The sequence below is a fragment of the Dinoroseobacter sp. S76 genome (genome assembly GCF_049801095.1).
Taxonomy (GTDB): Bacteria; Pseudomonadota; Alphaproteobacteria; order Rhodobacterales; family Rhodobacteraceae; genus Dinoroseobacter.
Window position 1 is genome coordinate 274,047 of sequence record NZ_JBNAGH010000004.1, and the last position, 15,027, is coordinate 289,073.

Below are 15,027 nucleotides of genomic sequence, written 5' to 3' on the forward strand. Positions count from 1 at the left end.
GAGGCCGCCGGGACAGACCCGGCGACCCCCAATGATCAGTTATAGCAGGCGAAGCTGAACTGCGCCGCGCGGCGCGAGACATCCTGCGTGGTCAGGTCGCAATTCTCGGCCATTTCCGTGGTCTCGCCGCCCCGCGCGGTGCTGAGCGACAGCCCGTTCACCGCGATCCGCGCCGACCCGTCGGGCTGCACGAAGGACACAAAGACCCGCGCCGCCCCGTCGCCCAGAATGGCGGCCTCCCCGGCCAGAAGCTCCTCGGAGTGCCAGACCGCATCGGTGCATTCCGCGCCAACCTGTGCATGACCGCGATCCACCTGCGCCAGGGTCACGCGGCAGCTCTCTTCGCCCACCATGACCGTGGCCCGGTCGCCCGCATCGAGGAAGAGGTCATTGCCATTGGCCGAGATCCGCGCCGCGTCCTCGGTCACGCGAGAGGCAAAGACACGCAGGCTGCCATCGTTCAGCATCGCGGTCTCGCCCGCGCTGATCCCCTCGGCTGCAGGCAGTTCATCGCCGCAAAGTGCCGAGATCAGCGCGCCATTTCCGGACACCCCGTCAAGCGTGATGCGGCAATGGCCATTCGCGGCAGCCACGGTCCGGCCAATCCCTTCGCGCAGGGTCTTGCGCTCCCCATTGATCGAGGCGCGCAGACTGTCCGTGCCGGGATCGAGCCGCGAGACAAAGACCCGCACGGACCCCTCGTCAAAAAGCGCGGTCTGCCCCGGCATCAGGCCCGGCGCGCCGGGCTCCTCCTCGACCTCCTCCGCTGCGGCGGTGGCGGGAGCGCTGGCCATCTCGGTCGCGGCGGGCGCCTCGCTGGGTGCAACGCCGGATCCCAGAGCGGCGACCATGGCGCTCAACTCACCCGATTGCAGGGCCAGTTCCTCGACCCGGGCGCGGAGACCCGCGAGATCCTCTTCGGCCAGGGCGCCAGCGGCCTGATCTGACAGCCCATCGAGCGCGCCCTGCAGCCCGGCAAGCTTGCCATCCATGGCCTCCTGCACCGCGGCCAGGCGGGCCTCCATATCGCCCTGCATCTCGGCCAACTGCCCGTCAAACCGGGCCTGCGCCTCGGCCAGACGGCCATCCAGGGCCTCCACCGAAGCCGTTACCGGCGCGATCTGCTCGGCCATCATCGCCTTGGGATCGTCCTGTCCAAAGAGGCCGCGCCACATGGCCCCGAGCAGAAGAATGAAAATAAGTGCGCCTAGGGCGCTGAAAATCTTGAGTTCGTTCAAAGCTTTCCCCCCTTCATCCGTGCGCGGCCCAAGGGCGGCCCCGGACGAATCTCGTTAGATGTCTCCTCGACCCAGCCTAGCATCTGTCGGCGGATTGAGGCGCGTCTTTTTGCGGTCGGGGGGCTCGGTCAGTTGGCCTGAGGTTGAGGCTCTTGAGGTTTGATCCGCTCCAGCGGGTAGTCCCACAGCATCCAGCCATCGCTGCCCTCGGGCAGCCAATGGACCGCCGTATAGCCCCATTCCACGGCGCGTTTTCCGGCGTTCCAGCTCATCCAGCAATCCTCGAGACAGAAGATCACGATCGGATGGCTCTTGTCGCCGCCCGTGGCCCGTTCGAGCCCGTCGCGGAAGTACTCGGCTGTCACATCGGCCAGCGCACCATAGCCCACATTGGGCAGCCAGAGCGCGCCGGGGATCGAGTTGCGGGGCTTGTCGCGCCAGATCGTGCCCTTGGGCAGATTGGCGGGTTTCGGTGCCTGGGGCATCACATCGATGAAAGCGGCCTCACCGGATTGCCAGAGCGCATGGGCGTCCTCGGGTCCCACCACCACCGCCCCGGCGAGCGCGCCGGGGACCGGGGCGCGGTAGTGATCCATCCGGTACTCCGCGGGCTCCGGCACTGTCTGCGCAGCGGCCGCCACAGGAAGCCAGAGCAGAAGGGCCAGAGCCGCCCTGATCATTGGGGCGGCTCGATCACGTCTTTGCCGAGATCGGTGACCAGCGGCACGCCCGCCTCAAAGAGCACCGTGTTGATCTCGTCCTGATGGCGCCGGATCAGGGAGTTCAGCTTGCGCTGCCAGACCTTCTCGCCCTGACGCACGCCCATGGTGATCCGGAAGAACAGCCGCGGCGGCAGCGTCTCGTTCACCAACGGGATCAGCTTCAGCTCCGGGTGGTCCTGCTTGACCAGCGGACCGCCAATGGGACCCCAGAGGATCGCGGCATCGATCTCGCCCGCCTCCAGATCATTGAGCATGTCTTCCGCCGGGCTCTCATGACGACGGTCGACCACGAGGTTATAGGCCTTGGCCTGCCCCACCAGCCCGTTCCGCGCCAGATGGGCCGAGGGCGGTGTGCCCGCGATGATCCCGATCCGCCGCCCCTTGAGGGCCGGATCCTGCAGCGAGGTCACCCCGGCCAGATCGCCCCCATCGGGCACGATCAGGGAGTAGACGGAGGTGAAGTAATGGTTGGTGTTCAGAACCAGCTCATGACCCTGGGCATAGCCGATCACCAGATCGCATTGCTTGGCCTTGAGCGTGTTGCGGATGAAGCCCGTGGCCATGGGATACCACGTATACTGCACCGGCAGCTCGAGCTTGGAGCCGATGAGCTCCGCAAGCGTGTTCTCGAACCCGTCCTCGGTCTTGGCGGACATGGGCAGGTTCGCCGGATCCGCGCAGACCCGCAGGGCATTGGTCGAGACCAGATCCGAGGTCTGGGCCTCTGCCCCATCGGCCAGCGCGACCCCGATCACCAGGGTCGCGGCCAGGGTGCCAAGCGTCTTAGCCCATGCAGCCATTCTCTTCCTCGCGGATCAGGTCGCTCTTGGCTTCCTTCTTGGCGGGGCGGCCACGGGGGACGGCATCCACGGCACGGGCCTTGAGATAGACATAGATGTCATCCAGGTAGCACATGACGTTCTTGTTGTCGCCGAAATGGGGCATGACCGAATTGCCAACCTGGCGCCCATTCACGACCACATCGAAGAAGTCGTAATAGCCCATATTGATGGCGGAATTCTTGATCTTGGGGGCGTAGCTCGACCCCTCTCCGTCGGGGCCGTGGCAGACATGGCACTCGGCGTGATAGCGGCGGAACCCGTTGAAGGTCAGCCAGTCCACGGTGCCGTCCTCGGCGATGTTATAGGTGGGGATGTCCTCTTCGGTGAAGTAGCGACCATCCTCGGCATAGCCGATCGGAATTTCCGGGTAGTCACCCGCCGGATCCACGTCCTGATCGGACCAGTTTGCCGCGTAAACAACGGTTGCGGTCAAGGCGGCCGCGACGGCTGCGGCGATCGCGAGGGGGGCTGCGGAGCGCATCATTCTGCTGGCCTTTCAATAGCTAGGGGTTGAGCACGGGGTTGGCGCATCGGCAGACACGCCAACCCCAGAAGCCTCGGGAACCGGGCTTAGTTCGGCAGGGCGAACACGGTCAGCTGACCACCCAGAGCGGTGTAGTCGCTCAGGGCTGCATAGCCGCCCACAGCACCCAGACCGTCATTGGGGTTGGTCAGGCCAGCCGCAAGGCCGATCCCGGCCCAGCCGCCCACACCCGAGAGGATGCCGACATACTGTCTGCCGTCATGCTCATAGGTCATCACGTTGCCGATGATGCCGGACGGGGTCTTGAAGCGATAAAGCTCCTCGCCCGTATCCGCATGCACGGCCTTCAGGTGACCTTCGAGCGTGCCGTAGAAGACGATGTCGCCCGCCGTGGCCAGCGCACCGGACCAGACCGAGAACTTCTCGGGGATGGACCACTTGATCTCGCCATTGATGTTATCCCAGGCGATGAAGTTGCCCATGCCACCATGGCTGTCCGGCGCCGGGTACATCGCCAGCGTCGCACCCACATAGGGCTGACCAGCGGTGTAGGACACGCGGAACGGCTCATAGTCCATGCAGACGTGGTTGGTCGGGACGTAGAACATCTCGGTCTTCGGCGAGTAGGACGCAGGCTGCTGGTCCTTGGTGCCGAGCGCCGCCGGGCAGATGCCGGTGGAGTTCACGTCTTCGCCATTCTGCTCGGTGGAGTACTGGGCCACAACCGCCGGACGACCATAGGTCTCGGAGTTGGGATCCATGTCCACACCGGTGGTCCAGTTCACGACCGGGTCGAACTTCTCGGCGACGAGCAGCTCACCAGAGACGCGGTCCATGGTGTAGGCCAGACCGTTCCGGTCAAAGTGGGTCAGAAGCTTGCGCTCCTCGCCATCAATGTCCTGCTCCGTGAGGATCATTTCATTGATGCCGTCATAATCCCACTCGTCATGGGGGGTCATCTGGTAGAACCACTTGGCTTCACCCGTGTCGATGTCCCGCGCCATGATGGTCATGGACCAGCGGTTGTCGCCCGGGCGCTGTGCCGGGTTCCAGGTCGAGGGGTTCCCGGTTCCGTAGTAGAACAGGTTCTCGTCCATATCCGCGGAATACCAGCCCCAGGTGGTGCCGCCGCCGATCATCCACTGATCGCCTTCCCATGTGTTGGTGCCGGAATCCGGTCCAACGGGCTTGCCCAGATGGGTGGTCGTCTCCGGATTGACGAGGATGTCGCTGTCCGGACCCATGGAATAGGCGCGCCACTCACGCTCGCCGGTGTTCATGTTGTAGGCGGTCACAGACCCGCGCACACCGAACTCACCGCCCGAGATGCCGACAATGATCTTGTCCTTGACCGGCAGAACCGTCGCGGTGTTGGTCTCGCCAATGGCCGGATCGCCGTTCTGGGCATCCCAGAGCACGTCGCCCGTATTGGCATCCAGCGCCACGACCTTGGTGTCGGCCTGGTGCAGGAAGATCTTGCCATCCGCATAGGCCACACCACGGTTCACCGTGTCACAGCACATCACCGGGATCACATCCGGATCCTGCTTGGGTTCATACTTCCAGATGATCTTGCCTTCATTGGCCAGATCGAGCGCATAGACGATGTTCGGGAACGGTGTATGGACATACATCGTGTCGCCGATCACCAGCGGCGAGCCCTCATGGCCCCGCAGCACACCGGTCGAGAAGGTCCAGGCCACCTGCAGGTCGCCCACATTCCCGGCATTGATCTGATCGAGCTCTGAATAGCGCTGGTTCTTATAGTCACCAGTCTGGATCGCCCATTGCTCTGAATTGTCCATTTGGGCGATCAGGTCGTCATTTGCATACGCAACCGAGGCGGCACAAAGAGCTATACCTGATGTTAGAAGCGAAAGCTTTCTCATCAATATTCCTCCCAGTAAAGCGGTGAAGACACCGCAAGGATGATGGTCGCCCCGGGTTTGGGCCGAGCATCTTGTCGTTCAATTCTTCGGGGCCACGTTCCTCCTCGACCCCGCAGAATGGCTTGCCTTACATCCCGTCCGCCCCGAAGGAGGCGAGATAGGCAATCACGTTTTGGCGGTCCTCTTCCTTCCGCAGACCGGCAAAGGCCATCTTCGTGCCTTTTGCGTAGTCCTTGGGTTTGGTGAGAAACGCCTCAAGGTTTTCAACACTCCAGACGGTGCCATCGGCATTCAGTCCGGCCAGAGCATCAGAATATTTGAAATCTTCGATCGACCCGACGGCGCGGTCCACGACACCGTTCAGGACCGGACCCGCCCGGTTCTTGGCATCCGCGCCAACCTGGTGGCAGGCCTTGCACTTGCGAAAGACCTTTTCGCCTGCCGCCGCATCGCCGGTGATGTGACCGCCGGCCAGGGCAGTCATCGGCAAGGTCAGAAGGCAGGTCGCTGCAAACAAGGTCCGGATCATTTTGGTCTCTTTCAATTGCATCACGTCAGTCGCGCGGCATGCCATGCCACATGGTCGCCCGCGAATGTGTTCACGAAGAAATAGGAATGGTCATAGCCCGCCTGCATCCGGACCTGGCCGGGCTGGCGCCGGGCGGTCATGGCCTCGGCCAGAGCCTCGGGCTTGAGCAGATCGAGGAATTGATCCGACGCGCCCTGATCCACCAGCAGATCCCCCTTCCAGCCATGCTCGCGCAGCAGAAGCGTCGAGTCATGCCCCGACCAGGCCGCCTCGTCATCGCCGAGATAGGCGCTGAGCTGCTTGCGGCCCCAATCGGATTGGGTCGGATGGGCAATCGGCGCAAAGGCCGAGAGAGAGGTGAACATGTCCGGATTGCGCAGGGCCAGGGTGATCGCCCCATGCCCGCCCATGGAATGCCCGGTGATGCCGTGGCGATCCTGCACCGGCAGGGTGTCGAGCACGATCCCGCGCAGCTCCTGCAGGACATAGTCATACATCTGGAAATGCGGCTTCCACGGGTCGCGGGTGGCGTTCACATAGAACCCCGCCCCCTGCCCCAGATCATAGGCATCGTCATCGGCCACGCCCTCGCCCCGGGGCGAGGTGTCGGGAAAGATCACAGCGATCCCGTGCTTGGCCGCGTGCTCCTGAAAGCCGCCTTTGACCATGGCGTTCTCATGGGTGCAGGTCAGGCCCGACAGATACCACATCACCGGCACCGGCCCATCCGCCACTTGCGGCGGCAGGTAGGCTGCGAAGGTCATATCGCATCCACAGGTGCCGGAAGCATGGGTAAAGACCTTCTGGACCCCGCCGAAGCTCCGGTTTTCTGAAACCAGATCGACCACGTCTCAGAACTCCACGACAGCGCGGATGGACTCACCTTTGTGCATCAGATCGAAACCGTGATTGATCTCGTCCAATGTCAGCTTGTGGGTGATCATCGGATCGATCTCGATCTTGCCGTCCATGTACCAGTCGACAATCTTCGGCACATCCGTGCGCCCCGACGCGCCGCCAAAGGCGGTGCCGCGCCAGACCCGGCCCGTGACCAGCTGGAACGGACGGGTGGCGATCTCGGCGCCCGCAGGGGCCACGCCGATGATGACGCTCTCGCCCCAACCCTTATGGGCGGCCTCGAGCGCTGTGCGCATCACGCCCACATTGCCCGTCGCATCGAAAGTGTAATCCGCACCGCCCCCGGTCAGCTCGACCAGATGCGCCACCAGATCGCCCTCGACCTTGGAGGGGTTCACGAAGTGGGTCATGCCGAAATGGGTGGCCATCTCGACCTTGCCCTCGTTCAGGTCGACGCCGACGATCTGATCGGCCCCGGCCAGACGCAGGCCCTGGATCACGTTGAGGCCGATGCCCCCGAGACCAAAGACGATCCCGCGCGAGCCGATCTCGACCTTGGCGGTGTTGATCACCGCGCCGATCCCCGTGGTCACGCCGCAGCCAATGTAGCAGATCTTGTCAAAGGGCGCGTCCTTGCGGACCTTGGCCAGCGCGATCTCCGGCACCACCGTGTGGTTCGCAAATGTCGAGCAGCCCATATAGTGGTGGATCGGCGTGCCATCGAGCATCGAGAACCGGGTCGAGCCATCGGGCAGCAGGCCCTGCCCCTGCGTCGCCCGCACCTTCTGGCACAGGTTCGTCTTGGGGTTCAGGCAGTATTCGCACTCCCGGCATTCCGGGGTGTAGAGCGGGATCACGTGATCCCCGACTTCCAGAGAGGTGACGCCCTCGCCCACCTCGATCACCACACCGGCGCCCTCATGGCCCAGAATGGCCGGGAAGATCCCCTCGGGGTCATCGCCGGACCGGGTGAACTCATCCGTATGGCACAGGCCGGTCGCCTTGACCTCGACCAGCACTTCACCGGCTTTCGGCCCGTCCAGATTCACTTCCATGATTTCCAGGGGCTGGCCAGCAGCCACAGCCACAGCTGCGCGTGTTCTCATTCGATATTCCTCCCATGACCAAGATGACGCATGCCACCAAGGTCGCACCCTGACTATGGGCGCGGGTGGCGCGATCCATCAATTAAGACAATGGTGGGTATTCGGATGATTGGACAGAATAAAGTCGGTTGGTCATACTGACCGGGCACCTGAAAAAGGATGTCCCATGCTCAGACCTCTGGCTCTTTCTCTCGCGTTTCTGGCCCCGGCCCTGCCGTTGCAGGCCGCGGATTATTCCGACCCCACCTGGCCCTGTGTGCAGCGCAAGGTGGAAACCCTGTCCCCCGGTCTGATGTGGGCCTTTCCGCTCGATCCGGCGGCGGTGGCCCCGGATGCGGCGCGGGATGCGGATGTGCGCGAGCTGGCCGGATACCTGTCCCTGCGGCGGGTCCCGCTGGAGGAGCTGGAGCCCCGCGTGGCCGCGTTTGCCGAGACCTATGGCGGCGATCCCGAAGCGCTGGGGCTGGCCTTTTATACGGTATTCGACACCCTGTCGAAGCGGCGCAGCCGGATCATCACGGGCATCGGGGATTTCTCCCTGAGCCAGATCGCCCTGGCCGAGCAGATCGACGCGAACCGGGTGGCCATGGATGTGCAGATGGCCAAGGACGCCCCGGATTTCGATGCGGTGGACGCCCTGGAAGAGAAGCTCGACTGGGATCAGCTGATCTATACGGACCGCCAGCGCAACATCACCTATCTCTGCGAGACCCCCACCCTCTTGGAGCGGCGGCTCTTCGGCATCGCCCAGATGCTGCAGCGCGTGGCGGTGGTGGACTAGCGCCCGGCGCGCCTATTCCCATTCCAGCTCGGTGAAGGCCACGGTCGCGTTGCGCGGGTTATAGGCGTCGAAGAGCTCCCAATGGACCGCCTCTTCCTGGGCGATGGTCTCGACCGCCGCCCCCAGCCGCGCGCCCGCATCCAGCGCCTGCCGCGTATCCTGTTCGAGCACCGCGAGATAGCGGATCATATCCGCCGCCCCCACCGGCCAGTCCAGAAGCGGCCCGCCATGGCCCGGCACCACGCCCGCGACCTCCCGCTCGGCCAGCTCCGCCATCACCGCGCGCCAGCCCAGCAGGCTGCCATCGAGCGCCGGCGTGTGCTGGTCAAACACCAGATCCCCGGCAAAGAGCACACCGCTGCCCGCGTCAAACACCGTCAGGTCCGTCCCCGTATGGGCCGTGGGCCAGGTCTCCAGCTGCAAAACCCGCCCGCCCAGATCGATCTCGGCGGTGCCCTCCACGAACTGATCGAGGCGGATCACCTCGGTGCCGATCATCGTCTCCGCCCCCATGAGCCGCCCAAGGCTTTCGAGGTAATTGGCCTGCCGGTCGATCAGCGCCCGGGGCAGATCCGCATGGCCCAACGCCAGCGCGCCCGCATCGGTGAAGACCGAGGCGCCGAAGACATGATCGGGATGCATATGGGTGAGAATCACATGGCTGACCGGCTTGTCGGTTTCGGCGCGAATCGCCCGCCATGTCCCCTCGCCCATCCAGCGCGCGGTACCGCTGTCGATCACCGCCACGCTGGTCTCGCCAATGACAAAGCCCAAGTTCGAGACATCGCCGCGATTGTCCATATCCGGCTCGGCAATGGCGCCGCGATGGACAAAGACGCCCGCGGCGACCTCCGTCATCGCCAGCGCCGGACCCACGGGCACACAGCGCGGCGCGCCCTTGGACACGAGCCCGGCCAGCGCGGTTCGCGGGGGTGTCTCCGCCAGCTGAGCCGCGCAGACCGCCGCCTCCGCCGCCTCATAGCCGGGCAGCAGATGGTCGCGACAGGGCCCCGCCTCCAGGGATGCGCAGAGCGTGACAATCGCTTCGAACACGGCGTTCCTCCTCCTCCGGATCCCCACACGGGCCCACAGACGGACCTGCCACACGAGATTGTGAAACCACGTCCGACCCGGGATCAGGTGTCATTTTGCGTATTTTTGTGGCATAAGTCTCAGGTTTTCGACTGGGAGGAGAAGATTATGGCCCCGAAATTGATCTGCGCCGCAGCCGTGGCGGCCCTCACCGCTGTGCCGGTCTGGGCGGGCGATGCTGTCCAGAACCCGCTGACCGCGAGTGCCACATGGGACGATCTGCGCGGCGATGTGCTGGGCGATGAAGTGTCCCTGGCCTCGGCGGACGGGATCCTGTCCGTGGACGCGCCCTACCGCGCCCATGACGCGGCCACCGTGCCGATCCAGCTCAAGCAGATGGACCCCTCCGCCCAGATCCGCGCGGCCACCGTGGTCGTGGATGAGAACCCCGCGCCCGTGGCCGGGGTCTTTACCTTCGGCGAGGGGATGGGCGAGCTCGATTTCGAACTGCGCGTCCGGGTGGACCAGTATTCCAATGTCCGCGTGATCGCCGAGACCGAGGACGGGTTCCACATGACGGGCCGCTATGTGAAGGCCTCCGGCGGCTGCTCCGCGCCTGCGACCAAGGACGCGGCCATCGCGCTGGCGAATATGGGCAAGATGAAGCTGAAATCCTTCGACGCGGGCGCCAAGATGTCGACGCCCCGGCGCGAGGCCCAGATCATGGTCCGCCACCCGAACTATTCGGGCCTGCAGCGCGACCAGATCACCCAGCTCTTCATCCCGGCCCATTTCATCGATCATATGGAGGTCTGGCAGGGCGACGAGCTGCTCTTCACCATGGAGGGCGGCATCTCGATCTCCGAGAACCCTGTCTTCCGCTTTGGCTATAATGACAACGGGGCCGAGGCGCTCACGGTCAAGGCCACGGATACCGATGGCAACAGCTTCGAATCCGTGCTGCCAAAGAGCGTGACGGGCTAAACCGGACCCCTTTCCAAACACAGGCCGCCGCTCCGGATCCGGGGCGGCGGCCTTTGCATTTCAGGACAGGCTCAGAAGCAGATCACCTCCGCCTCGGCCTGAGCCCGGCGCAGGTCGGCCACGATGTTCTCGGCCATGGCGGCGTTCTGGAAAAACGACATGCGCTCGCCCCCGACCCGGCGCATGGAGAGCACGGTCTCCGCCGCCAGATAATCCTCATAGGACAGGATCGAGGCGATCTCGTCGATCGAGCAGGAGCAGCGGTCCAGCATCTCGCGGGTCTGCCCATTGGTCACCATGCAGGCAAAGACGTAATCCGCCCGCGCCGCAGTGGGGTAGTCATTGAGCCGCTCGGCCACGCTCTCGGCGAGGGCCGCTCCGGGGATCAGCGCCGCAAGGGCGGCGGCCAGCGCCAGCCCCCTCATTGCGCCACATCGAGGCGATCAAAGGCCAGGGTGTTGCGATAGACCGCCCCGCCCGATGCCTCCGCCTCCAGGCTCATGTACCAGCCGGGCACCGCGTCCGACATGGTCACCCGCAGCTCCAGATCGCCGAACCCGCGCATCCGGTCCACATTGGGATCGCCCGCGAAAGGCAGCATGCGGATGGTCCGCGTCTCGACCACCTCGCCATCGATCACCGCCTCGCCCGAGACGATATCCGAGGGCTTCACCAGCGCCTCCTTCACCCGGTTGCGGATATAGAACGGGCTGCCACCGGCGGCCTCGGCCATGTCCCGCACCACGGTCTCGTAGAAATACATGATCATCGGGTTGCCGACGCTGGCCGGAAAGGCCCCCAGCTTGCGATGCTTGCCATCCTGCCGGAACTCCAGAAGCGCCATCACCGCCTCGCCCTCGCGAAAGCTCAGGGCGATATCGCCCGTATCGCGCTCGGCGGCCTCGGGCTTGAGGCTGTTATTCACTGTCCGGCTATAGACCAGCTCCGCATCGCGCGAGACCGTGTCCAGGGTCCCGTTGCGGAACAGCATCTCATAGGTCTTGTCCCCTTCCAGCGGGGCCGCCAGCGCCGCCGAGGCGCAGAGCATCGCACCTGTCATCAGGCTCAACAAAGTCTGTCTCATCTTATCGTCCTCCCCTTGGGCCGACTGTGCGGGCGTCATTGCGCGCTGTCACCGCCGACCTTTGTCTGTACCGCGCTGGCCTCGGCCTGGGCCCGCTGATGGGCAAGGCTGGCCGCATGGCGCCGGATCTTCCAGTCGATCAGCGGGCGCAACCGGCTCAGGGCCGCGGGCTTGGTCATCACCGTCAGGTCATTCTCCAGCCCCAGCCGCCGCACAACCTCGCTGCGATCGGCTGTGATCATGATCGCGGGCACATCGCTGCCGGTGATCTCGCGGATCGCTGTGATCGCCATGATCCCCGTATCCGGCCCGTCGAGCTGATAATCCGCCAGGATGATATCCGGCGGAATGCCCATATCGTTCACATGGGCCAGCGCCTCTTCGGTGGACCGCGCCGCCAGCACGCTCGCTCCCCATTGTTCCAGCCACTGGATCGTGCCGTAGAGCACATCTTCGTCATTCTCGATCACCATCACGATATGATCGATCGGATGGCCGCCATCATCGGTCAGCCCGCTCTGGGGCTCGCGCCGGATCGGCACCCCATCCACCACCGCGATGTTCATGCGAAACACCGAGCCGCGCCCGGGGGTGGAGAGCACCGAGAGCTCGTGGTCCAGAAGCCGGCAGGCCCGGTCCACGATCGACAGGCCCAGCCCCACGCCGGAGCCAAGCTGCACGTCATCGCCCCGGGTGAACTCCTCGAAAATCCGCGCCTGATCCTTCTCGGCGATGCCGACGCCCGTATCCCAGACCTCCAGCACCACCTGGCTGCCCCTGCGCCGTCCGCCCACCAGCACCCGCCCGCCGGGCTCGGTGTATTGCACCGCATTTACGACGAGGTTCTGGATCGAGCGCATCAGATAGACCGGGTCCGAGCGCACGAAGACCGAACAGGGCACCACCGTCAGCCGCACCCCCTTGCGTGCCGCCAGCGGCGACTGGTCGTCCCGCACGCTCTCCATCAACGCGCCGAGATCCACCGCCATCAGCGAGACCGCATCGGGATCGGCACTTTCCAGCCGCGAGATATCCAGCAGCGAATGGAGCAGGTTCTCCGCCGAGGAAAACGCCCCTTTCAGCCGTTTGACCATGGGCTGGAACCCGGTCTCCCGCGTGGCCTCCTGCAGGGTCGAGATCAAAAGCTTGGCCGCGTTGATCGGCTGCAGCAGGTCATGGCTCGCCGCCGCCAGAAACCGGGTCTTGGATGAAACCGCCGCCTCGGCCCGCTCCTTGGAGAGGCGCAGCTCCTCCTCGACCCGGGCCTTTTGCTCATATTGCGCCGTCAGCTGCTCATTGGCCCGGGTCAGCTCCGCCGTGCGCGCCAGCACCCGGTTCTCCAGCAGTTCCGTGGTCTGGGTTTCGAGCGTGACATCCTTCAGCTCGACCAGAAACCCGCCATCGGGCAGGACATTGGCATGGACGTCGAGCACCCGGTCCGAGCCGTGGCTCACCCGCCGCACCAGCGCGCCCTTGCGCTGCAGCTCGTCGCGCCACTCATCAACCCGCAGCCAGGCATCTTCCGAGATCAGCGACCGGGTCCGCAGGAAATCCAACAGCGTGCTGAGCGGCGTGCCCGGCTGCAACAAGGTCAGCGGCACCCCCAGGATCTCGCGGAACCGGGCGTTCTGCATCATCACCTCGCCCTCGGCCGAGAAGGAGCAGACGCCCGACCCCATATTCTGGAACACGGCGGCCAGGTAATCGGCCTGCCGGTCGATCAGGGTCTCCTTCTCCATCCGGTTCCGGCGCACCAGCGCGGTGATCTCGGTCATCAGGACGACCGTGTTCTCCACCGAGGTCTGCTGGATGCTGAGCTGATACCAGCGATCCTCCCAGAGCTCGACCACCAGCGCCGTGGTCGCCCCCGCCGATTGGCGCACCTTCAGGGTCTGGCGCAGCACCGAGAGCTTGCGATCGGTCGAGACCACGCGCTCGCTGACCTCCACCAGCTCCAGGTAATGGGAGAGGGACAGGCCCGGGATGATCTTGTGCGAGATATCCGGCAGGAGCCCGCGAAAGAGATCGTTGCAGATCGTCAGCCGCTCCTCGGAAAAGAGCGCCACCCCCTCCCCCATGGACGAGAGAGCCTCGACCAGCGTCTTGCGCGTCCGCTCCCGGTCCGAGCGGACCGTCTCCAGCTCAAGGGTCTGGGCGGCCACCTGCTGCTGCAGATCGATCGCCGACTGAAAGGCCCGGTAGGCCGAGGGGCCAATCTCGCTTTGCCGGTTGGCCCGGCGGACAAGGGCGTCAATGATGCGGGCCTGCTTCTCGATCTGCACCTGCGGTGGATCCGAAGGGTTGACCATGCTCATAGGACATAGCCCTCCCCGGGTCCGAAGAACGCGACCCCCACGAAGGTCTGGTTCATATGGACGCCGCAATACTGCTCGCCATAGGTGTTGAACCCGTAGACCCGCGAGGCGCAGAGGATATCCGACACCGCCCGCGCGAGCTGCTTCTGCTCGATCTCGAGCTTGCGGAGCACGCAGTCGAAGCCAAGGATGAAATCGGGCCGCTCGCCCAGCCGATCCTGCCGGCGCAGCCCGGTCTCCAGGGTCTGCAAGATCTCCTGGCCCTGACCGAGGGTCATGATCAGACCGTCATCGATCGCGGCCATGAAGGACAGCCCACCATCGTCATCCGCATCGGCGATCGCGCGCACGTAATGGCGGTCGCGATACTGCACCAGCACCGGGTTCTCGGCAAAGATCGTCGGCGACAGATCCGCGAGCTTGCACCCCACCAGCCGGGCATATTCCTCCGCTGCCGGGGCGCCATTGATCTCATGGACCTTGCGCGCCTGCGGATCGGCGCCGGTGATCACGAAAGGCGCGCCCGCGGGCAGGAAGTGGTCAAACCCGACCCCCTGAAACTCCAGATCCGTCTCCAGCATCAGCAGCACCGCCGAATTGCTGTGCGACACCCCGTTATGGAGCACGAAGGTCTGCTCGAACCGCAGGGAATCCCCCGCCGAGCCGCCAAAGATCGGCAGATCGCTCAGCACGGCCTCAAGCGTGGAAACCAGCACGTCCTCCTGCTGCGAGACCCCGTCGGAAAAGATCAGGCCCAGCCGCTTCCAACCCGCCGTGTGCTGAAACTCCTGGGCATGGCGCTGCGCCGTGGTCGCCAGGGCCGTGGGCGCAATCGGGTCGAGCGGCGCCAGCAGCACCGAGGAACAGCGGAAATGCTTCTTGGGAAAGGCCAACAGCAGAAGCGCCCGGGTCTCATAGCCCTGATCCGTGATCTGGCCCGCCGTCGAGCAGCCAAAGACCGGCACCCCGCCCAAGGCCTCGTCGAGCGCGGCGGCCACCTCGTCCCCTTTCATCTCGCCGGGCACGAAGGCGAGCACGAAGCGGGTCTCGGACACACTGATCTTGGAGGCCGCGTCCCGCGCCGCCAGCCGCGGCGAGGTCAGGTTCGACACCGCCACCTGAACGATCGAAGGATCCGAGAAATGATCGCGCATGAGCCCCCC

Annotated in this window: 15 protein-coding genes; 2 read left to right on the forward strand and 13 right to left on the reverse strand. The window is 64.8% G+C overall.

The annotated features are described in order from the left end of the window. Positions 1-35 precede the first annotated feature (35 nt). From ACP153_RS14475 to ACP153_RS14510, 8 genes are all read right to left on the reverse strand, one after another. Entirely contained in the window at positions 36-1,238 is a 1,203-nt protein-coding gene (locus ACP153_RS14475; protein WP_424971715.1) for a hypothetical protein, read from the reverse strand. A gap of 128 nt (positions 1,239-1,366) precedes the next feature. After that, positions 1,367-1,918: a PQQ-dependent catabolism-associated CXXCW motif protein gene (locus ACP153_RS14480; protein ID WP_424971716.1), complete on the reverse strand. Its 552-nt coding sequence runs from the start codon at positions 1,916-1,918 to the stop codon at positions 1,367-1,369. Then, positions 1,915-2,760, reverse strand: a complete 846-nt coding sequence (locus ACP153_RS14485) for a substrate-binding domain-containing protein (protein WP_424971717.1) — start codon at positions 2,758-2,760, stop codon at positions 1,915-1,917. Before ACP153_RS14485 ends, ACP153_RS14480 begins: the two co-directional genes overlap by 4 nt. Further along, on the reverse strand, positions 2,744-3,286 hold the full coding sequence (locus tag ACP153_RS14490) for a c-type cytochrome, methanol metabolism-related (RefSeq protein WP_424971718.1): 543 nt from the start codon (positions 3,284-3,286) through the stop codon (positions 2,744-2,746). Before ACP153_RS14490 ends, ACP153_RS14485 begins: the two co-directional genes overlap by 17 nt. 86 nt (positions 3,287-3,372) lie before the next feature. Next, complete coding sequence (locus ACP153_RS14495) at positions 3,373-5,175, reverse strand: methanol/ethanol family PQQ-dependent dehydrogenase (RefSeq protein ID WP_424971719.1); 1,803 nt, start codon at positions 5,173-5,175, stop codon at positions 3,373-3,375. A gap of 127 nt (positions 5,176-5,302) precedes the next feature. Continuing rightward, positions 5,303-5,704: a c-type cytochrome gene (locus ACP153_RS14500; protein WP_424971721.1), complete on the reverse strand. Its 402-nt coding sequence runs from the start codon at positions 5,702-5,704 to the stop codon at positions 5,303-5,305. A 20-nt stretch (positions 5,705-5,724) separates the two neighbouring features. Next, positions 5,725-6,552 (reverse strand): S-formylglutathione hydrolase, encoded by an 828-nt coding sequence (gene fghA, locus ACP153_RS14505; RefSeq protein WP_424971722.1) that lies wholly within the window; start codon positions 6,550-6,552, stop codon positions 5,725-5,727. A 3-nt stretch (positions 6,553-6,555) separates the two neighbouring features. Further along, complete coding sequence (locus ACP153_RS14510) at positions 6,556-7,668, reverse strand: S-(hydroxymethyl)glutathione dehydrogenase/class III alcohol dehydrogenase (RefSeq protein WP_424971723.1); 1,113 nt, start codon at positions 7,666-7,668, stop codon at positions 6,556-6,558. A gap of 166 nt (positions 7,669-7,834) precedes the next feature. Between ACP153_RS14510 and ACP153_RS14515 the strand changes: the two genes are divergently transcribed. Next, positions 7,835-8,449 carry a hypothetical protein gene (locus tag ACP153_RS14515; RefSeq protein WP_424971724.1) on the forward strand — a complete coding sequence of 205 codons (615 nt, stop codon included), beginning with the start codon at positions 7,835-7,837 and terminating at the stop codon, positions 8,447-8,449. Positions 8,450-8,461: 12 nt separating this feature from the next. Here the strand turns inward: ACP153_RS14515 and ACP153_RS14520 are convergent, their stop codons facing one another. Then, positions 8,462-9,502 (reverse strand): quinoprotein relay system zinc metallohydrolase 2, encoded by a 1,041-nt coding sequence (locus ACP153_RS14520; RefSeq protein WP_424971725.1) that lies wholly within the window; start codon positions 9,500-9,502, stop codon positions 8,462-8,464. Between the two features lie 147 nt (positions 9,503-9,649). Here ACP153_RS14520 and ACP153_RS14525 point away from each other — a divergent pair, with 147 nt between their 5' ends. Continuing rightward, entirely contained in the window at positions 9,650-10,465 is an 816-nt protein-coding gene (locus ACP153_RS14525; protein WP_424971726.1) for a quinoprotein dehydrogenase-associated SoxYZ-like carrier, read from the forward strand. Positions 10,466-10,536: 71 nt separating this feature from the next. On the opposite strand, the gene ACP153_RS14530 is transcribed toward ACP153_RS14525, so the two are convergent. The 4 genes from ACP153_RS14530 to ACP153_RS14545 are packed head-to-tail and all read right to left on the reverse strand — an operon-like array spanning position 10,537 to position 15,018. After that, positions 10,537-10,890 carry a hypothetical protein gene (locus tag ACP153_RS14530; RefSeq protein WP_424971727.1) on the reverse strand — a complete coding sequence of 118 codons (354 nt, stop codon included), beginning with the start codon at positions 10,888-10,890 and terminating at the stop codon, positions 10,537-10,539. Continuing rightward, a complete protein-coding gene (locus tag ACP153_RS14535; protein ID WP_424971728.1) occupies positions 10,887-11,549 on the reverse strand; it encodes a hypothetical protein in 663 nt (220 codons plus the stop codon). Before ACP153_RS14535 ends, ACP153_RS14530 begins: the two co-directional genes overlap by 4 nt. A gap of 35 nt (positions 11,550-11,584) precedes the next feature. After that, positions 11,585-13,864: a PAS-domain containing protein gene (locus ACP153_RS14540; RefSeq protein ID WP_424971729.1), complete on the reverse strand. Its 2,280-nt coding sequence runs from the start codon at positions 13,862-13,864 to the stop codon at positions 11,585-11,587. Next, on the reverse strand, positions 13,861-15,018 hold the full coding sequence (locus ACP153_RS14545; protein ID WP_424971730.1) for an FIST N-terminal domain-containing protein: 1,158 nt from the start codon (positions 15,016-15,018) through the stop codon (positions 13,861-13,863). The genes ACP153_RS14540 and ACP153_RS14545 overlap by 4 nt, the downstream gene beginning before the upstream one ends. Positions 15,019-15,027 lie beyond the last annotated feature (9 nt).